The organism is Aquitalea aquatica, assembly GCF_013911085.1.
In the GTDB taxonomy this organism is placed as follows: Bacteria; Pseudomonadota; Gammaproteobacteria; order Burkholderiales; family Chromobacteriaceae; genus Aquitalea; species Aquitalea aquatica.
The window spans coordinates 116,144-134,440 of the sequence record NZ_JACERN010000003.1; the positions used below are offsets into that span (position 1 = coordinate 116,144).

At 60.0% G+C, this 18,297-nt stretch carries 15 protein-coding genes; 8 read left to right on the forward strand and 7 right to left on the reverse strand.

The genetic code is table 11. From position 1 onward, the window contains the following. Positions 1-115 precede the first annotated feature (115 nt). Positions 116-3,514, forward strand: coding sequence for an ATP-binding protein (locus H2Z84_RS01420; protein ID WP_181834385.1), 3,399 nt, complete (start codon positions 116-118; stop codon positions 3,512-3,514). Between the two features lie 202 nt (positions 3,515-3,716). Next, positions 3,717-3,929, forward strand: coding sequence for a sigma factor-like helix-turn-helix DNA-binding protein (locus tag H2Z84_RS01425; protein ID WP_059286182.1), 213 nt, complete (start codon positions 3,717-3,719; stop codon positions 3,927-3,929). 51 nt (positions 3,930-3,980) lie between these two features. Here the strand turns inward: H2Z84_RS01425 and H2Z84_RS01430 are convergent, their stop codons facing one another. Next, positions 3,981-4,895 carry a LysR substrate-binding domain-containing protein gene (locus tag H2Z84_RS01430; RefSeq protein ID WP_181834386.1) on the reverse strand — a complete coding sequence of 305 codons (915 nt, stop codon included), beginning with the start codon at positions 4,893-4,895 and terminating at the stop codon, positions 3,981-3,983. A 75-nt stretch (positions 4,896-4,970) separates the two neighbouring features. Here H2Z84_RS01430 and dokD point away from each other — a divergent pair, with 75 nt between their 5' ends. Beyond that, the gene (gene dokD / locus H2Z84_RS01435; RefSeq protein ID WP_181834387.1) at positions 4,971-6,356 is read left to right on the forward strand and encodes an ornithine/lysine decarboxylase DokD; all 1,386 of its coding nucleotides are present in this window, start codon (positions 4,971-4,973) and stop codon (positions 6,354-6,356) included. 104 nt (positions 6,357-6,460) lie between these two features. Then, entirely contained in the window at positions 6,461-7,246 is a 786-nt protein-coding gene (locus H2Z84_RS01440) for an ABC transporter substrate-binding protein (protein WP_124645498.1), read from the forward strand. 56 nt (positions 7,247-7,302) lie between these two features. Here the strand turns inward: H2Z84_RS01440 and H2Z84_RS01445 are convergent, their stop codons facing one another. Both H2Z84_RS01445 and H2Z84_RS01450 read right to left on the reverse strand, forming a co-directional pair. After that, entirely contained in the window at positions 7,303-7,965 is a 663-nt protein-coding gene (locus H2Z84_RS01445) for a hypothetical protein (protein WP_181834388.1), read from the reverse strand. A 155-nt stretch (positions 7,966-8,120) separates the two neighbouring features. Continuing rightward, positions 8,121-8,669 carry an NADPH-dependent FMN reductase gene (locus tag H2Z84_RS01450; RefSeq protein WP_181834389.1) on the reverse strand — a complete coding sequence of 183 codons (549 nt, stop codon included), beginning with the start codon at positions 8,667-8,669 and terminating at the stop codon, positions 8,121-8,123. Between the two features lie 186 nt (positions 8,670-8,855). Between H2Z84_RS01450 and asd the strand changes: the two genes are divergently transcribed. Then, positions 8,856-9,701 (forward strand): archaetidylserine decarboxylase, encoded by an 846-nt coding sequence (gene asd / locus H2Z84_RS01455; protein WP_181834390.1) that lies wholly within the window; start codon positions 8,856-8,858, stop codon positions 9,699-9,701. A gap of 71 nt (positions 9,702-9,772) precedes the next feature. On the opposite strand, the gene prpF is transcribed toward asd, so the two are convergent. The 4 genes from prpF to prpB form a co-directional block, all read right to left on the reverse strand. Further along, a complete protein-coding gene (prpF, locus tag H2Z84_RS01460) occupies positions 9,773-10,966 on the reverse strand; it encodes a 2-methylaconitate cis-trans isomerase PrpF (RefSeq protein ID WP_181834391.1) in 1,194 nt (397 codons plus the stop codon). Between the two features lie 159 nt (positions 10,967-11,125). After that, positions 11,126-13,729, reverse strand: a complete 2,604-nt coding sequence (acnD, locus tag H2Z84_RS01465) for a Fe/S-dependent 2-methylisocitrate dehydratase AcnD (RefSeq protein WP_181834392.1) — start codon at positions 13,727-13,729, stop codon at positions 11,126-11,128. 69 nt (positions 13,730-13,798) lie between these two features. After that, positions 13,799-14,947 (reverse strand): bifunctional 2-methylcitrate synthase/citrate synthase, encoded by a 1,149-nt coding sequence (prpC, locus tag H2Z84_RS01470; RefSeq protein WP_124645492.1) that lies wholly within the window; start codon positions 14,945-14,947, stop codon positions 13,799-13,801. Between the two features lie 119 nt (positions 14,948-15,066). Continuing rightward, positions 15,067-15,948, reverse strand: a complete 882-nt coding sequence (gene prpB, locus H2Z84_RS01475) for a methylisocitrate lyase (RefSeq protein WP_103525233.1) — start codon at positions 15,946-15,948, stop codon at positions 15,067-15,069. A 242-nt stretch (positions 15,949-16,190) separates the two neighbouring features. Here prpB and rpoE point away from each other — a divergent pair, with 242 nt between their 5' ends. Genes rpoE through H2Z84_RS01490 form a run of 3 tightly spaced genes read left to right on the forward strand, consistent with a single transcriptional unit; the run spans position 16,191 to position 18,223 of the window. Continuing rightward, positions 16,191-16,790, forward strand: a complete 600-nt coding sequence (gene rpoE, locus H2Z84_RS01480; protein ID WP_059287003.1) for an RNA polymerase sigma factor RpoE — start codon at positions 16,191-16,193, stop codon at positions 16,788-16,790. A 3-nt stretch (positions 16,791-16,793) separates the two neighbouring features. After that, complete coding sequence (locus H2Z84_RS01485) at positions 16,794-17,267, forward strand: sigma-E factor negative regulatory protein (protein WP_181834393.1); 474 nt, start codon at positions 16,794-16,796, stop codon at positions 17,265-17,267. Next, positions 17,267-18,223: a MucB/RseB C-terminal domain-containing protein gene (locus tag H2Z84_RS01490; protein ID WP_181834394.1), complete on the forward strand. Its 957-nt coding sequence runs from the start codon at positions 17,267-17,269 to the stop codon at positions 18,221-18,223. Before H2Z84_RS01485 ends, H2Z84_RS01490 begins: the two co-directional genes overlap by 1 nt. The last annotated feature ends 74 nt before the right edge of the window (positions 18,224-18,297 follow it).

The following is an 18,297-nucleotide window of genomic DNA, read 5'->3' on the forward strand; positions in this document are numbered from 1 at the left end:
CGGCAGCAAGGCTTGATAGCCTTGGCACAATTCAGGGTGGGGTATGCGCCAAAAAATAAGCAACAAGGTACTTCAGACCTTGTCTATTAGCCGGGCGGTTTTACTGATTGTCATCTTGTTGGGCGGAATCCAGCTGGCCTGGATTGCCGAGTTGCTGGTGGTGTCCTGGGCCAACTATCAACAAGCCGAACAGCTGATGCAGTTGAACAATATCAACCGGCAACTGTTCATGGTGGCTGATCTGTCGCGGCGTGAATCCATTCAGGCCCGCATTCTGCTGAACCGTAACACGGCACCGGGTGTGGCCGAGCGCGCCGCGTTGTCACGTTTGCAGCAGGGGACGGATTTCTGGGCCGGGCAAGTGTTGCAGTCCTTCCGGCAGTTGTCGGACGATCGTCACTATGGCGAGCAGTTTTCCGGGCAATTGCAAAATTTCAAACGGCTACGCAATGAAGTCAATTCCCGGCTGAACGAGTCCTTCGCCCGCGATGAAACCCTCAGCTATGGGCTGGAGCTGGCGATACGCAATGTCCAGGGCACACTGAGTTCCATGATGGTGGAAACCGGCAACCGCATCGACCTCAGCGGCAGTGCCGACATCAATTTGCTGGACACCATCAAGCAGGATGGCTGGCTGGTGGCGCGCAGCCTGCGGGCCGCTGCCATGGGGCTGGTGTTGCGGGCAGAGCTTAACTCCATGCTGAGTGAAACCGAGGAGGAGGACCTGCGCGCCCGCTTGGACCTGGCTGGTGTACTGCTGGAAAAACTGCGCACCGATGCCCGCTATGCCAATGATCCGCGGCTGACGCAGCGCATGCGGCAATTTTCCGCGCTGGCCCTGCAACTGAATATCCAGACCAAGCAGCAAACCCAGATATTGCGTGAGCATGGCAACAATCCGCTGGCAGCAGCCCAACTGCAAAGGCAGTTGACGCAAACCCAGGATGCTGCGCGCGATACCTTCATGGTTTTGTCCGACATGACTGGCGAACTGATCCAGCAGAATCATCAACACTATCGCCGCCTGCTGCTGCGCGACAGCTTGCTGGGAGCGTTCTTGCTGGTGCTGGGCGTGGCCTTGCTGTACTTCATGGTGCGCAAGGTGCTGCAGCCGCTCAATCATCAGCAGCGCATGCTGGATGCCGCCGGCGACGCCATCATGACCATCAGCGATAGCGGCATGATCCAGAGCGCTGCCGCCGGTGCCGAGCGTATGTTTGATTACCCGATGGGCGGGCTGCTCGGCTTGCCCATCGATCAGTTGCTACGCATGGGCGATGACCTGGACAAGGCCATGCTGCTGGCCGGGGATGAGGTGGGCATCAATTTGCAGGGCCTGGGCATGGAACGCAGCGGTCGCTGTTTTTTTGCCGGGCTGACCTTGACCCGCTTCCAGGACAGCAGTGCCCATACTGTTTATCTGCTGATCGTCCGTAATGAACACGAGCGCAGGCTGGCCGAACATTCGCTGGAGCGCAATCTGGACATGCTGTCGGCCATTTCCCATGTGGAAAACCTGATGTTGTGCCGCTGGCCGCGCGAGCAGGTGCTGAACCGGCTGCTGGATGAGTTCAAACGCTTTGCCGCAGCGGCGGATGGCTTCCTGCTGGAGCTGTTCAATGTCAGCGATGGATCGCTGAATATCAATGTGCAGGCCGGGCAGTGGCCGGCACATTTTCCAGACCTGGCCAGCATCCGGAATGAGCTGGACCCGGTCAGCTACCTGATGTCGGCCCTGGCCAACGAGTCGGCATGGGCGAGTTTGCCCGTGGTACAGGATGAACAGATTCACGCCATCATCTGCCTGCGCGGCGCGGACCCCTTGCTGGTGGAAAAGGATATCCGGCCCCTGGTCAGTTCCTGCGCCAGTATTCTGGGTTTCTATGACGAGGAAGACCGTCGCCTGCATTCGGAAGCGCAGCTACGGGCGGTATTGCAGGAAGAAGAGGCGATCTATTCCGCTTCGCCGGTCGGCCTGTTGCGGCTGAACGCCAATATGCAGATTGTCCGCGCCAACCGCATGGCCGAAGCGATGTTCCTCCGCGGCCGCGAGCAATTGCCGGGCCGGCATCTGATGGAGCTGGTGCTGTCCGACGAAGGCTGGTTCGAACTGACCAGTCAGTTGAATGACATGGTGCAAAAGCAGACCAAGCTAGGCTGCGAGATCGAATGCAAGAGCGGGCAGGGTGCGCCGATCTGGGTCTTGTTCGAGGGTATGAACCTGTTTGCTGAACAGCCGGAGCAGGGGGCGATTCTGGCCTGTATCGATATTTCCGAACGCAAGCAGGCCGAGCGCGAGTTGCTGGAAGCGCGCGATCAGGCTAATTCGGCCAATAAGGCCAAGTCGGCCTTTCTGGCCACCATGAGTCATGAAATCCGCACGCCAATGAACGGCGTGCTGGGCATGCTGGAGTTGCTGGCGATGACTGCGCTGGATGCGGAGCAGAAAGACTCGGTGGACACCATACAGGAGTCGGCGCGCACCTTGCTGCGGCTGATCGATGACATCCTGGATTTTTCCAAGATCGAGGCCGACAAGCTGGAGGTGGTGATGACCCCCACTGCGCTGCGGCCCATGTTGGAACAGGTGCATACCCTGTATTCGCAGGCAGTCGCGCGCAAAGGGCTGGAGTTCGTGCTGGAGATCGATCCACGCGTGGCCGCCGCCGTGGTGGTGGACCCCTTACGGGTACGCCAGATTTTGCAGAACTTCGTCAGCAATGCGGTGAAATTTACTGCCCATGGCCGGATTGCCTTGCGCGTGCTGTTGCTGGAAGAAGAAGGCCACTCGCAAACCTTGCGTTTTGAAGTGCAGGATAGCGGTATTGGCATCAATGCCGAGGGCCTGGCCAAACTGTTTCAGCCCTTTACTCAGGCCGAGTCCGATACCTCACGCCGCTTTGGCGGCACCGGGCTGGGGCTGACTATCTGTCGCCGGCTGGCCAAGCTGATGGGCGGGGAAGTGAGTCTGGACAGCGCGGTCGGGCAGGGTAGCTGCGCTTCGCTATTGCTGGTGGTGGCCATGGCCGATGCGCATGAATTGGAAGAATCGCTGCAACAGCTGCCGGGCGGTGCGGCCAGCCTGGTGAGCAATCAGGACCAGGCGACCCTGCCGATTCTGTTTGCCGAGGATAATCCCACCAACCGCAAGCTGGCGACCCTGCAGCTGGAAAAGCTGGGTTACCGGGTGGAACTGGCCGAAGACGGTGCCGAGGCTTATGCCAAGTGGCAGGACGGCCATTTCAGCCTGCTGCTGACCGACTGCCAGATGCCGAATACCGATGGCTACCAGTTGGCGCGGCTGATCCGTAATTATGAGGCGGAACACCCGGCCAGAACGCCGACCACCATCATCGCCTGCACCGCCAATGCCGGAGTGGAAGAGCAGGAAAAAACCAGCGCAGCCGGCATGGATGATTTTCTCACCAAGCCATTATCCATCGTGGCCTTGTCAGCCATGCTGGACAAGTATCTGGGGCCAGTGCGACAGGCAGCCGACAGCCGTACGCAGTAGTCCGGCAGCGGCCAAACAGCAGGTTTTCCCCCGGTATACCGCGCTATGGCCGCCTTTGATGGAAATCAAATAATGCATTTTTTATGCAAGCATCTATGCTGAAAAAACAAGCCGCTGCGGTTTGCAGTCTTGCCGGGCTTGCCCGCCTGGGTACAGACTGGCAGTGCCAAGTCCCCTCAGTTTGATGTCGGAGATCAGAGCCATGAAACTTGACGATTTCAACCAGGTTGCCGACCTGATCGGCCTGAAAAAACGCTCGCGCGAAGCTGTGTGGCTGATGGAAGTGGAAGGCATGACCGGCTACTTTGCTGCGCAGCAAATGGATATCAGTGAATCCACCGTTTCCCGTGCACATACCCGCTTCCGCCTGGCCCTGCGTAAGCTCAATGCCTTGTCCGGGCATCTGCCTTTATAGAATTTCTCCTGTGTTGTTGACTTGCAGCCCGGCCGCCATGCCGGGCTTTTTCTATGTGGCAGTGCTGCTGGCGGCTTGCTGGCGCATCCAGCTCAACAGCGCCTGCAGGCCGGGGTGATCGGCATAGCTGTCGGGGTAGGCCAGATAGTAGCCGCAACCGGTTTCCAGCACGGTATCGAAGGGTCGTACCAGTCGGCCCTGTTGTAGTTCGTCCTTCAGTAATTCCATATCGCCGATGGCTACCCCAAGTCCGCTGGCCGCAGCCGCCCAGGCCAGGTGGTGCAGGTCCACTACCTGGTGCTTGTATTGCGCCAGCGAGCTGATTTGCTGGCTGGCCAGCCAGGCCATCCACTCCTCGTAGTCGCGGGTGGTATGAAACAGCGTCTGCCCCGCCAGATCCTCAAGGCAGGTCAGCTGCGCCAGCATGCCGGGTGCACATACCGGGCTCAGTTTCTCCGCCAGCAGTAACTCGGCCTGCATATTGGGCCAGTGGCCGCGACCAAACAGGATGTAAGCCTGGTCGATGCTCGGGTCCAGCTCCGAAGGCTCGTACACCATGCTGTCCATGCGCAGCTGGGTAAGCGGGTATTGCTGGTAGAAGCTGCCCAGCCTTGGCATCAGCCAGCGCACGGCAAACGTCACATACACCTGTAGTGACAGGATGTCGGTCTGGGTTTTCAGCCGCCTTTCCACTTCTTTCAGTCTTTCCACCACGTCTTGTGCGACTGGCAGCAGGGTGCGGCCCGATGGCGTGGGCTGTATCTGTCGGCTGTGGCGTTGCAGCAAGGGCGTGCCGTAATGCTCTTCCAGCAGGCGGATCTGCTTGCTGATGGCGCCTTGGGTCAGGAATAGCCGGCGTGCCGCTTCAGTAAAGCTACCGCTCTGCACCACGGTCACAAAGGCACGCAGGGCGGAGAGCGAGGGAAGGTGATGGGTGTCGTTCATGACAGAATGGAATAGTTCCATGCCAATAATTCGTTCGTGCAAATTAGGTGATTTCCGTATGTTTGGCAACAAACAGCACCATCAAATGGAGACGCCATGCACCACGATTATGATTCCCAACGGCAATACACCCTGCAGCATGACCGCCGCCTGAGCGCCGCTGGCAACCATTTGCAATTCGAAGGGGTGGATCTGCCAGCGCTGGCCGCACAATTTGGCTCACCCTTGTTTGTCTATTCCGCGCCGGAAATCCGCCGCAATATCGCCGAAATCCAGCAGGCCTTTGCCGGCCATGCCGCAACCCGTATCTGCTATGCCTCCAAAGCCTGCTCGCTACTGGCCGTATTGCAAGTAGTGCGCGCGGCGGGCATCAGTATTGAAGCCAACTCCGCCAACGAGATCCGCCGCTGCCTGGCGGCTGGCTTTCTTGGCAGCGACATTGTCTACAACGGCGTGGTCAAGCGTGATGAAGAGCTGGAATTCGCCATCAGCCAGCAATTGCACGCCATCAATGTGGATAGCGAACAGGAACTGGTCGCCATCGACCGCATCAGCCGTCGCCTGGCGCAGCCGGTGCGCATCTGCCTGCGGGTGGAGCCCAATGTGAAAGCAGCCACGCATGAGGGACTGATGACCGCTTTCCGCGCCAAGTCCGGTGTGGATCTGGCTGATGCCGAGCGGATTTGCCGCCAGGTCGCCGCCATGCCCTATGTCCGCCTGTGTGGCCTGCACATGCATGTGGGCGATCAGGTGCCGGATGCCGAGCCGTTTGCCGCGGCGACGCGAGTGCTGGTGGATACCGCGCACCAGCTGGAGAAGGCCCTGAATATCCGTTTTGACATGATCAATGTCGGTGGCGGCATCCCCACGCCCTACCGCTATGCCAGCGACCGTGGCCTGGGAGGCCCGGAAAACATGCAGCCCAATATCGGGGCCGATGAATTTGCTGCGGCAGTGATTCGCGAAGTGCATGCGTGGCGGCAGGACATCGAAATCTGCATCGAGCCGGGGCGCAAGGTGGTAGGCAGCGCAGCGGTCTTGCTCACCGGCCTGGTCAGCGGCAAACGCAAGACCCTGCTCAATGAAGATGGCAGCGTGGAAGGCCAGGTGGACTGGCGCATGCTGGATGCCGGCTTCAACGCCATTCCGGATTACAAGGACTGGTATTTCTATGTCTATAACGCCAGCCGCATTGCCGACAGCCACAATCAGCCGGTCAAGCTGGGTGGCCCCTTGTGTGATGGTGGCGACTATTTCCGCCACGGCCCGCTGGGTGAGCAGTTCCTGTTGCCCGAAACCAGCGCGGTGGGCGATGTAGTGGCCTTTCTGGATGTCGGTGCCTATCAGCTGGAAAACCAGACGGTGTACAACGCCCAGCCGCGGTCGGCAGCGGTGCTGATTGAAGACGCTGCTCATTACCGGCTGATTCGCCGTCAGGAAACCTTCAGTGACATGTTGTTGCTGGAAAAAGGCTTGGATTGAAGCAGCAAGGTCACGGCCCTTGCCGGCCGTGACGTGATAACAGCAAGCAGTGCGTAGTCCCTTGCAAGAGCGTATGTCCACTTACGTCGTTTGGAGGAATAAAGATGAAGCTGAAACCCTGGTGTGCCGTGCTGTTGTCCGCTGTCGCCCTGCAGGCTGGCGCGACGGATTTGAATAATCTGCGTATCGGCATGGATGCCACTTATCCGCCGTTCGAGTCGCTCAACCCGGCCGGCCAGATCGTCGGTTTCGAAGCCGATCTGGCCGTGGCGCTGTGCAAGGAAATGAAGGCGCGCTGCACGCTGATCAATCAGGACTGGGATGGCATCATTCCTGGCCTGATCGCCAAGAAATACGATGTGATCATGTCGTCGATGACCATTACCGCTGATCGGGCCAAGGCCGTTACCTTTAGCGAGCGCTATTTCCGCACACCGCAACGCCTGATCGCCACCAAGGGCAGTACGCTCAAGTTCACGGCTGAAGGCATGAAGGGCAAGCGGGTGGGAGTGCAGCGTGGTACCACGGCTGATATGTATCTGAGCAAGTTCTGGGGGCCACGTGGCATGGATGTGGTGCGCTATGAAGACCAGGACAAAGCCTATGCCGATCTGGTGAACGGCCGGCTGGATGCCAGCTTCCAGGATGAGTTGCAGGTGGAGGCTGGTTTCCTCAAGAGCGAGCCAGGCAAGGCTTTTGCCTTTGTCGGCCCCTCCATCAACGGTGACAATGCCGCCGAGCGCGAGGTGCTGGGTTCAGGTGCCGGCATGGCGGTGCGCAAGGAAGACAAGGAGCTGGTGGCGCGTCTGAACAAGGCGATTGCTGCCGTCCGCGCCAATGGCACCTTCAAGAAACTCAGCACGCAGTATTTCGGCCGCGATATTTACTGAGCGCTACCCGCCCTCATCAAGCTGGCCACGGTGGTCGGCGCGGTGAGGGCGCTGGTTCAGGCATTGCCCGTACTGTTGTCGCTCTGACTGCTGTCCGGCCTGATCAGCGTGTAGTCGTTATTGCTGGGCAGGCCGTTCTTCTGCCAGTCGTCTAGCGTGGCCATGATGGCGTCGTGGGTCTGGGTGCTGATATCGGGCAGGCTGCCGCCAAAAGCCTGCTTGGCCTGGTCAAAGCCCAGTTGCACCGCGTCGCGGATGCTGGCGATCTTGCTGGGATCGCTGCCTATGCCTAGTCGGGCAAAATCCAGAATGCGCCGTGCGGTGTTCTTTACACCCAGTTCACCATCTTCCGATACCGCCTTGGTGGCTTCTGCCTTGGTTTGCGGGTCTACCGTCAATTTCTGCTCGCCGCTGACCACCTTGTTCCATTGCAGCCCCTGTTGCTGCACCAGATTGCCCAGCAGTTTGAGGAAATCGGACACTTGCTGGTTGGACTTGGCCAGCAGCGCAGAAACATCCACGTTTTGCGTTGCCGCGCTGCCGGGCTTGGCATAGGTCAGTGGCTGGCTGCTGCTGTCGTTCTGGCCCAGGCTGACTACTTCATCCACCGTCAACGTGCTGCTGCTGATGCTGTCACCGGTTTTGCTATCGGTCAGGGTAGTGCTGCTGAGGTTGGCGTACAGCGACAGGCTGTTGCCCGGAATGCTGCTGATGGTCATGAGCGACTCCTGCAGAGAGGAAGGTAGGGCCTGCCTGCAAAGCGGCAAGCTGATGTCTCATTATCGGTCGCTGGCGGGAAAATTTTAGTAAAAATCAATGTAATAAGGCCGGAGCGCCCAGGGGCTGCTCCGGCCTGGTGACGCAAGCTGATGAATCAGGCAGACAGTTTGCCGGCCCAGGCTTGCAGCGCCTGCAGCTGTTGTACTACCAGCGCTTGCAGACGTTCGTCTGTCAGGTTGCCCTCGGCGTCAAAACCACCGGCAAAGGCGTTGGCAAAGACTTCCGGCTTGTTCAGCGGGTGCAGGTCGAGGTATACGCAGGTCTGGCGCAAGTGGTATTGCGCACGTGAAGTCCCCATGCCGCCGCCAGCGCCGACAATCGCCACCGGCTTGCCGGCCAGCAGTGCGTTGTCCGGCTCACGCGAAGCCCAGTCCAGAGCATTTTTCAGTGCCGGAGCCATGGAATAGTTGTATTCCGGGCAGCCCAGCAGCAGGGCATCAGCACTTGCCAGCTGTGCCAGCAACTGTTGAACCGCAGCGGGCTTTTCACTGATGTCGCTATTGAAAAAGGGAAGCTGGCTGATGTCGGCGATCTCGATGCTCACGCCCGCCGGAGCATGGGCTTGCGCATAGCGCAGCAGGCCCATATTGGTAGATGCGCGACGCAGACTGCCGCAAATGGCCAGAACTTTCAGTGTGCTCATTAGTTATTCCTCGCTTGGGTTGTTCGAACCAGTACTGATGGTGCTTTATTCTAGTCAGGGCCTGTCTCAATCGCCAGGGATAACGGTAGGCGGGACAGGGCTACCCGCCAAGGCGGAGCAAGCTTTCGCATTCGTGGGCCGGAGCGCTTATAATGTACGGCTGTCCGCATTCAGAGTATTGAAACAGTGTCCGAACGATTCGCCGTATGGCTGCAATACCTCCTGCCCAAGCAGGCTTTGACTATTCTGGCCGGTAAGCTGGCCAGCGCCGAAGCCGGTGGATTGACCACGGCGGTGATCCGCTGGTTTGTTGGCCGTTATCAAGTCAACATGGCCGAGGCGGCCAACGCCGATATCGCCAGCTATCCCAGCTTCAACCAGTTTTTTACCCGTCCCTTGCGTGCTGGTGCCCGCCCACTGGCGGCCAGTGCCCTGATTTGCCCGGTGGATGGCGCGATTAGCCAGTTCGGCCCCATCCGGCAGCAACATATTTTCCAGGCCAAGGGGCATGATTACTCCACCATCGCGCTGGTGGGTGGGGATGCCGCCATGGCGGCGCATTATCAAAATGGCTTCTTTGCCACCATCTATCTGAGTCCGCGTGACTACCACCGTATCCACATGCCTTGCGATGGTCGCCTGCTGAGCATGACTTATGTGCCGGGCGCGCTGTTTTCGGTGAATCCGGCCACGGCACGTGGTGTGCCGGGGCTGTTTGCGCGTAATGAGCGCGTGGTGTGCGAGTTCGAAGGGCCGCATGGCCGCTTTGTGCTGACGCTGGTGGGGGCCACCATTGTCGGCAGCATGGCTACGGTATGGCATGGCGTGGTGAACCCGCCGCGCCCGGGGCGTGTGCAGCGCTGGGATTATCAGGACCAGCAGATTGTCATCCGCAAGGGTGAGGAAATGGGCCGCTTCCAGCTCGGTTCCACCGTGGTGTTGCTGTTCCCGCAGAGCACGGGCTTGCAGTTCAATCCGCAGTGGCAGCCGGCCAGCCCGGTGCGGTTGGGTGAGGTCATGGCCGACATCTGAGCCGTGCCTGAGTGCTGTAATAGAAAAACCGCCTGGTCAGGCGGTTTTTTCATGGTGCCAGCGGCGCAGTGTTACAGCACATCACCCGGTATACGTACCCAGCCTTCCATCAGTACGCGCGCGCTGCGGCTCATGATGGCTTTGCTCACCTGCCACTGGCCATCTTCCAGCCTGGCTTCGGCGCCCACGCGCAGCGTGCCGGAAGGGTGGCCAAAGCGCACGGACTGGCGTTCGCCACCACCGGCAGCCAGATTGACCAGCGTGCCGGGAATGGCGGCGGCGGTGCCGATGGCCACGGCAGCGGTGCCCATCATGGCATGGTGCAGCTTGCCCATGGACATGGCGCGCACGCGCAGGTCGATGTCTGCGGCGTGAATTGCTTTGCCACTGGACGCGGTATAGCCATCCGGCGGGGCGACAAAGGCAATCTTGGGTGTGTGCTGGCGGGTGGCGGCTTCGGCAATGTCCTTGATCAGGCCCATGCGGATGGCCCCGTGAGCGCGGATGGTTTCAAAGCGCGTCAGCGCAGCCGTATCACTATTGATAGCGTCTTGCAGTTCGCTGCCGTTGTAACCCAGCTCGGCCGCGTTCAGGAAAATGGTGGGGATGCCGGCATTGATCATGGTGGCCTGGAAACTGCCCACGCCCGGTACATCCAGCGTGTCCACCACATTGCCGGTGGGGAACATCGCGCCGCCGCCCTCGCCATCACCTTCGTCGGCCGGGTCGAGGAATTCCAGCTGTACTTCCGCCGCCGGGAAGGTGACGCCGTCCAATTCAAAGTCGCCGGTCTCCTGCACTTCACCATTGGTGATGGGCACATGGGCGATGATGGTTTTGCTGATATTGGCCTGCCAGATGCGCACGGTGGCCACGCCGTTGGCCGGGACGCGGCTGGCATCGACCAGTCCGCTCATGATGGCAAACGAGCCGACAGCCGCGGACAGGTTGCCGCAGTTGCCGCTCCAGTCGACAAAGGCCTTGTCGATGGCCACCTGGCCGAACAGGTAGTCCACATCGTGATCGGGGCGACTGCTCTTGGCCAGGATCACCGTCTTGCTGGTGCTGGAGGTGGCGCCACCCATGCCGTCAATCTGCTTGCCGTAGGGGTCGGGGCTGCCGATGACCCGCATCAGGATGGCATCGCGCACCGGGCCGGGCTGCTGGGCAGCGGCGGGCAGATCTTGCAGACGGAAGAACACCCCTTTGCTGGTGCCGCCGCGGATATAGGTGGCAGGGATGCGGATTTGCGGAGCATGGGCCATGCAAAGTCTCCTTGCCGGCGCGTCGTGGAGCAGGGCCGCGCCGGGTGATGAAAGTTAAGCCAGCGGCCAGCCTTGCCGGCTGACCGCTGCGCTGAGTGATGGGGTCACCCTGATCCGGCCCGACAGCGGGGACACACCGCCGGGCCGGGGGGTGAAAACTCAAACAGTCTGGGTGGACTCGATGAAGTCCTGGGCAAAGCGCTGCAGCACACCGCCAGCCTGATACACCCGCACTTCGGCGGCGGTATCCAGGCGGCAGAGCATCGGTACGCGCACGGTTTCGCCATTGCGACGATGAATCACCAGCGTCAGCGTGCCGCGCGGCGAGATTTCGCCCTCTACGTCGTAGCTTTCCGTGCCGTCAATCGCCAGTGTCTTGCGGGTGGCGCCGGGCTGGAATTCCAGCGGCAGCACGCCCATGCCCACCAGATTGGTACGGTGAATGCGCTCGAAGCCTTCGGCAGCGATGGCTTCCACCCCGGCCAGCCGCACGCCCTTGGCCGCCCAGTCACGCGAGCTGCCCTGGCCGTAGTCGGCACCGGCAACGATGATCAGCGGCTGCTTGCGCGCCATATAGGTTTCAATGGCTTCCCACATGCGGGTGACTTTGCCCTCCGGCTCGATCCGCGCCAGCGAACCCTTCTTCACCACACCGTCCACCACTGCCATTTCATTCAGCAGCTGCGGGTTGGCAAAGGTGGCGCGCTGGGCGGTCAGGTGGTCGCCACGGTGGGTGGCGTAGGAGTTGAAGTCCTCTTCCGGCAAGCCCATCTTGGCCAGGTATTCACCGGCAGCCGAGCTAGCCAGAATGGCGTTAGACGGCGACAGGTGGTCGGTGGTGATGTTGTCCGGCAATACCGCCAGCGGCAGCATGCCCTTGAGCGTGCGCTCTCCGGCCAATGCACCTTCCCAATAGGGTGGGCGGCGGATATAGGTGGACATCGGACGCCAGTCGTACAGTGGGCTCTTGGCTGCTTCGAAGCTGCCCAGATCGAACATCGGGATGTAGATCTGCTTGAACTGTTCCGGCTTCACGCAGCGGGCAACGATTTCATCAATCTCGGCATCGGACGGCCACAGGTCCTGCAGGCGGATTTCCTTGCCATCCACCACGCCCAGTACGTCTTTTTCGATGTCAAAGCGCACGGTGCCGGCAATGGCGTAGGCTACGACCAGCGGCGGTGAGGCGAGGAATGCCTGCTTGGCATAGGGGTGGATGCGGCCATCGAAGTTACGGTTGCCGGACAGCACCGCAGCGGTGTACAGGTCGCGCTCAATGATTTCCTGCTGGATTTTCGGGTCCAGTGCGCCGGACATGCCGTTACAGGTGGTGCAGGCATAGGCGACGATGCCAAAGCCGAGCTTTTCCAGCTCTGGCAGCAGGCCAGCTTCTTCCAGATACAGCTTGGCGACTTTGGAGCCGGGGGCGAACGACGATTTCACCCACGGCTTGCGCACCAGGCCCAGTTCATTGGCACGCTTGGCCAGCAGGGCGGCGGCTACTACATTGCGCGGATTGCTGGTGTTGGTGCAGCTGGTGATGGCGGCAATGATGACCGCGCCATCCGGCAGCAGGCCTTCGGCTTCTTCTGCCTGGGCCTTGGCCAGATCAACCGCAATACCGCGCTCGGCCAGTGCCGAGGTGGGCAGACGCTTGTGCGGGTTGGACGGGCCTGCCATATTGCGCACTACGCTGGACAGATCGAACTCCAGCACGCGCTCGTATTGCGCGCTCTCCAGGCTGTCGGCCCACAAACCGCTGACCTTGGCATAGTTTTCCACCAGCGCCACTTGCTCGGCTTCGCGGCCGGTCAGCTTGAGGTAGTCGATGGTTTGCTGGTCGATATAGAACATGGCGGCGGTGGCGCCATATTCCGGGCACATATTGGAGATGGTGGCACGGTCGCCAATCGACAGGCTGGCAGCACCATCACCAAAGAATTCCACATAAGCACCCACCACGCGTTCCTTGCGCAGGAACTCGGTGAGCGCCAGCACGATATCGGTGGCGGTAATGCCGGGCTGGCGCTGGCCGGTGAGCTTGACGCCGACGATGTCCGGCAGGCGCATCATGGACGGATGGCCCAGCATGACGGTTTCCGCTTCCAGGCCGCCCACGCCGATGGCGATCACGCCCAGCGCATCCACGTGCGGGGTGTGGCTGTCGGTGCCGACACAGGTGTCGGGGAAGGCCACGCCGTCACGCACCTGAATCACTGGTGACATTTTTTCCAGGTTGATCTGGTGCATGATGCCGTTGCCGGCCGGAATCACATCCACATTCTTGAAGGCGGTCTTGGTCCACTCGATGAAGTGGAAGCGGTCTTCATTGCGGCGGTCTTCAATGGCGCGGTTTTTTTCGAAAGCCTGCGGGTCGAAACCACCGCACTCCACTGCCAGCGAGTGGTCGACGATCAACTGCGTCGGCACTACCGGGTTTACCAGCGACGGGTCGCCCCCCTTGTCGGCGATGGCGTCGCGCAGACCGGCCAGATCCACCAGCGCGGTCTGGCCCAGGATGTCGTGGCATACCACGCGCGCCGGATACCAGGGGAAGTCCAGATCACGCTTGCGTTCGATCAGTTGCTTGAGCGCATCGGTCAGCAGATCGGCGTCGCAGCGGCGCACCAGTTGCTCGGCCAGTACGCGCGAGGTGTAGGGCAGGGTGGCATAGGCGCCGGGCGCAATGGCGTCAACGGCGGCGCGGGTGTCGTAGTAGTCCAGCTGGCTGCCGGGCAATCGGGTGCGGTAGTTTTTGTTCATGGCGTCGCTAAAACTCTCAGGGTGGAAGCAAAGCGGGGAGCTATCCTTGCGGCTTAGCTCCCCTGACCATCAGCGTTGTGCCAGCGGCACGAAGGCCTGATCGTCCGGGCCGGTGTAGTTGGCCGACGGGCGGATGATCTTGCCGTCAATACGTTGCTCGATCACGTGTGCGCTCCAGCCGCTGGTACGGGCAATCACGAACAGCGGGGTGAACATGGCAGTGGGCACGCCCATCATGTGATAGGACACGGCGGAGAACCAGTCCAGATTGGGGAACATCTTCTTGATGTCCCACATCACGCTTTCCAGGCGGTCTGCAATGTCGAACATCTTGCTGTCGCCAGCAGCGGCGGACAGGTTGCGCGCCACTTCCTTGATCACCTTGTTGCGCGGATCGGAGATGGTGTACACCGGGTGGCCAAAGCCGATGACCACTTCCTTGCGTTCGACGCGGGCCTTGATGTCGGCCTCGGCTTCATCCGGATTGTCGTAGCGCTTCTGGATTTCAAACGCCACTTCGTTGGCACCGCCGTGCTTGGGGCCGCGCAGCGCGCCAATGGCGCCGGTGATGCTGGAATACATGTCCGAACCGGTACCGGCAATCACGCGGCTGGTAAAGGTGGAGGCGTTGAATTCGTGCTCGGCATACAGGATCAGCGAGGTATGCATCGCCTTCACCCACAGCTCGGACGGCTTTTCACCATGCAGCAGGTGCAGGAAATGGCCGCCGATGGAATCGTCATCGGTTTCCACATCGATACGCTTGCCGTTGTGGCTGAAGTGGTACCAGTACAGCAGCATGGAGCCGAAGGAAGCCATCAGGCGGTCGGCGATGTCACGAGCGCCGGCAATATTGTGGTCGTCCTTTTCCGGCAGGGTGCAGCCCAGAGCGGATACGCCGCTGCGCATCACGTCCATCGGGTGGGCGGAGGCGGGCAGGGCTTCCAGCACGCTCTTCACCACTTGCGGCAGGCCGCGCAGGGCTTTCAGCTTTTGCTTGTAGCCGGCCAGTTCGGCCTTGTTAGGCAGCTTGCCGTGTACCAGCAGAAAGGCAACTTCTTCGAATTCGCACTGGTCGGCAATATCCAGAATGTCATAGCCGCGATAGCTCAGGTCGTTGCCGGTACGGCCAACCGTGCACAGGGCGGTATTGCCGGCGGCAACGCCGGACAGAGCGACCGATTTCTTCGGCTTGCCAGTCAGAACCACTTCAGTCATGCCATTTCTCCTAAGATGAAGTTTCTCGTCTTGCTGTTGTTATTGCGGCCGGTGCGGTCCGGTTGGTGCGGACCGTGCACTGGCGATTGCTACGTGTCTGTTTTTGCTGCTGCGGGCAATTACTTGTTTTTGCCTTCGGCAAACAGCCCATCCAGCTTTTGTTCGTAGCTGTGGTAACCCAGGTGCTCGTACAGGTCCATACGGGTTTGCATGGTGTCCAGCACGTTTTTCTGCGTGCCATCGCGGCGCAGTGCGCCGTAGACATTCAGGGCGGCCTGGCTCATGGCGCGGAAGGCGGATAGCGGATACAGCACCAGCGATACACCGTTTTCACCCAGTTCCTGGGTGGTGAACAGCGGGGTCGAGCCGAATTCGGTAATGTTGGCCAGCACCGGCACGCCAACGGCTTCGGCGAATTGCTTGTACATGGCCAGATCGGTCATGGCTTCCGGGAAGATCATGTCGGCACCGGCTTCCACGCAAGCCACGGCGCGGGCAATGGCCGAGTCCAGTCCTTCCACCGCCAGTGCGTCGGTACGGGCCATGATGACGAAGCTGTCATCCTTGCGCGCATCGGTTGCCGCCTTGACGCGGTCGACCATTTCTTCCTGGCTGACGATGGCCTTGTTCGGGCGATGGCCACAGCGCTTTTGCTGTACCTGATCTTCGATATGTACGGCAGCAGCGCCGGCTTTTTCCAGGCTCTTGATGGCGCGGGCGATATTGAAAGCGCCACCCCAACCGGTATCGATATCCACCAGCAGCGGCAGTTCGGTCACATCGGTAATGCGACGCACATCAATCAGCACGTCTTCCAGGGTGGTGATGCCCAGGTCCGGAATGCCGCAGGAGCAGGCAGCCACACCGCCACCCGACAGATACAGGGACTTGAAACCGGAGTGTTCGGCCAGACGTGCGGCATAGGCGTTGACGGCGCCCACGACTTGCAGCGGTTTTTCCTGTTCTACAGCGAGGCGAAAGCGTTGACCGGGTGTGCTCATGGCGGGGTCCTTAGTTGGATGCGGGTGACATTGCAGAGCATTCTAGCAAGTGCTTGGTTGGAGTGCAAATGCTCTATCGACAGCGGGGCAGGCGAAGGTGGTTCATGTTTTACCCAAGCTCTGGTATGTTTCGCAGCAGCAAGCTCGGGGGAACTCATTGCACGTGCCACGGTCTAGTGCTGTGTCCGCACAGCCGTACATACAACTAAACCAGTGGACAATTCAGGGAGCATTACAACGACATGAGTGATCGTGATATCGATCAACAGTTGGTGGAGCGTGCCCAGCGAGGTGAAAAAAGAGCTTTCGACCTGCTTGTTGCAAAATATCAGCGTCGTCTGGCTAGACTTTTGTCACGCTTTATTCGCGACGGCTCGGACATCGAAGATGTGACGCAAGAGGCATTTATCAAAGCGTATCGCGCTTTGCCGTCATTCCGCGGCGAGAGCGCGTTTTACACATGGCTGTACCGAATCGGCATCAATACTGCCAAGAATTTCCTCAGTTCAGCCGGGCGACGTCCGGTGGTGAACAGTGAGTTTGAGGACGAGGATGGCGAGAGCTTCGACCTGGCGTCGCAAGTTCCCGACATGAATACGCCTGAAACCGAGCTGATGAACAAGGAGATCGTGACGACAGTGAATGCTGCCGTGCAAGCCTTGCCGGAGGAGCTTAGAACGGCCATTTCATTACGTGAAATGGACGGGCTATCCTACGAAGAGATTGCACAGGTAATGAACTGTCCGATTGGCACTGTGCGCTCGCGGATTTTCCGTGCGCGTGAGGCGATTGCTGCCGAATTGCGGCCACTGCTGGATACGGCCAAAAACAGAAGGTGGTAGCTTATGAAAGAAAAATTATCCGCGCTGATGGACGGCGAGCTGGACGGGCAGCTTGCACAGAGGGCCATCAATGCCATCGCTGATGAAGAGGATCTGAAGCAGGTCTGGGATGCCTATCACCTGATTGGTGATGCCATGCGCGCGAACAGCCATGTGGCGGTGAATGTACGCCAGCAAGTGGCCGAACGCCTGGCCACCGAACCTACCGTATTGGCTCCGCGGCGCTGGTTTGCCCCGGTGCGTACGCGCCGGGCCGGTGCCGTGGCGCTGGCCGCCAGCGTCAGCTTTGCCGCGGTGGTAGGTTGGCAGCAGCTGTCACATGGCAATGCCGCTTCTGCCATGGCCGATCGTGGCGTGCCGGTTGCCGCCTTGCAGCCGGCACAGCAGCATGACGACCTGTATCTGGCTGCGCATCAGGAGATGACGGCGGATCAGAGCGTATACAAGGTTTCCTACGGAAATGGAGTTCGCCACTGATGCGTCTGACACAGCTGTCCGGGGTCTGCCTGATGGGCGTGGCGGTGCTGGCCCATGCGGATGATGACTGGCTGGTGGTAAAAAAGGTGGCTGCCGCCGCAAGGCAGCAGCCATTGAATGGTACCTACCTGCATCAGATGAACAGTTCGCTGGAAACCTTCCGCATCGTGCGTAGCGGTTCCGGCGATAACATCCAGGAAAAGCGCACCTCGCTGGATGGTCCATCGCGTGAAATTATCCGCAAGGGACAGGAGCTAACCTGTTACGCGCCGGATGCCAAGTCGTTGTCTGCCGCCAAAGTCAGTGCCATGCGCCTGTTTCCGGCTTTGCTGCCTGAGGATATCGGTAATATCGCCCAGTCTTATGGCATCAAGCGCGGTGGCAAGGATAGGGTAGCCCAGCGCGATTGCAACTGGTTCGATCTCAAGCCGAAAGACAGCAAGCGCTACCTGCTGCGCATGTGCGTGGAGCCGACCAGTTTCCTGCCTTTGAAGGTGATTACCCAGAATGCGGCCGGTGATGCGGTAGAGCAGTTCACCTTTACCGAAATCGAATTGCAGGGGCCAAAGGACAAGGGTGCTTTCCGGCCGCAATACAAGCAGAATTATGTATTGCGTAGTGCCAGCGCGCCGGCGATGGCGCTTGATGCCGATGCCCCGTCCGAGGTGAGTGGCATGCCCAGCGGCTTCAAGCTGTTGCGGGCCGTGCAGCGCACGCTGCCGGGGCAGGCGGAGCGTACCGTACGGCATATGGTGTTCAGCGACGGGCTGGTCATGCTGTCGTTGTTTATCGAGCCGCAGACTGAGGGTCGTCCGGAGCGTGCGGTCAACCTGCATGGTGCCGTCAATATGGCGACTGCTGCGCAGGGCGACTACCTGGTCACGTTGGTGGGTGATCTGCCCGAACCGACCATGATGGCGATGATCCGGAATCTCAAGATCGCACTCAAACCATGATGGTGCATGGCCTGCCTTTCCGTTTTACGGCAGGGCAGGCCATTTTGATTCCCTTTCCTGTTGTTCTGTGCAAA

Excerpts from the sequence above, each read along its gene's own strand:
- H2Z84_RS01425 (WP_059286182.1), top strand. The coding sequence starts at position 3,717 with ATGAAACTTGACGATTTCAACCAGGTTGCCGACCTGATCGGCCTGAAA.
- H2Z84_RS01430 (WP_181834386.1), bottom strand. The coding sequence starts at position 4,895 with ATGGAACTATTCCATTCTGTCATGAACGACACCCATCACCTTCCCTCG.
- dokD (WP_181834387.1), top strand. The coding sequence starts at position 4,971 with ATGCACCACGATTATGATTCCCAACGGCAATACACCCTGCAGCATGAC.
- H2Z84_RS01440 (WP_124645498.1), top strand. The coding sequence starts at position 6,461 with ATGAAGCTGAAACCCTGGTGTGCCGTGCTGTTGTCCGCTGTCGCCCTG.
- H2Z84_RS01445 (WP_181834388.1), bottom strand. The coding sequence starts at position 7,965 with ATGACCATCAGCAGCATTCCGGGCAACAGCCTGTCGCTGTACGCCAAC.
- H2Z84_RS01450 (WP_181834389.1), bottom strand. The coding sequence starts at position 8,669 with ATGAGCACACTGAAAGTTCTGGCCATTTGCGGCAGTCTGCGTCGCGCA.
- prpF (WP_181834391.1), bottom strand. The coding sequence starts at position 10,966 with ATGGCCCATGCTCCGCAAATCCGCATCCCTGCCACCTATATCCGCGGC.
- acnD (WP_181834392.1), bottom strand. The coding sequence starts at position 13,729 with ATGAACAAAAACTACCGCACCCGATTGCCCGGCAGCCAGCTGGACTAC.
- prpC (WP_124645492.1), bottom strand. The coding sequence starts at position 14,947 with ATGACTGAAGTGGTTCTGACTGGCAAGCCGAAGAAATCGGTCGCTCTG.
- prpB (WP_103525233.1), bottom strand. The coding sequence starts at position 15,948 with ATGAGCACACCCGGTCAACGCTTTCGCCTCGCTGTAGAACAGGAAAAA.
- rpoE (WP_059287003.1), top strand. The coding sequence starts at position 16,191 with ATGAGTGATCGTGATATCGATCAACAGTTGGTGGAGCGTGCCCAGCGA.
- H2Z84_RS01485 (WP_181834393.1), top strand. The coding sequence starts at position 16,794 with ATGAAAGAAAAATTATCCGCGCTGATGGACGGCGAGCTGGACGGGCAG.
- H2Z84_RS01490 (WP_181834394.1), top strand. The coding sequence starts at position 17,267 with ATGCGTCTGACACAGCTGTCCGGGGTCTGCCTGATGGGCGTGGCGGTG.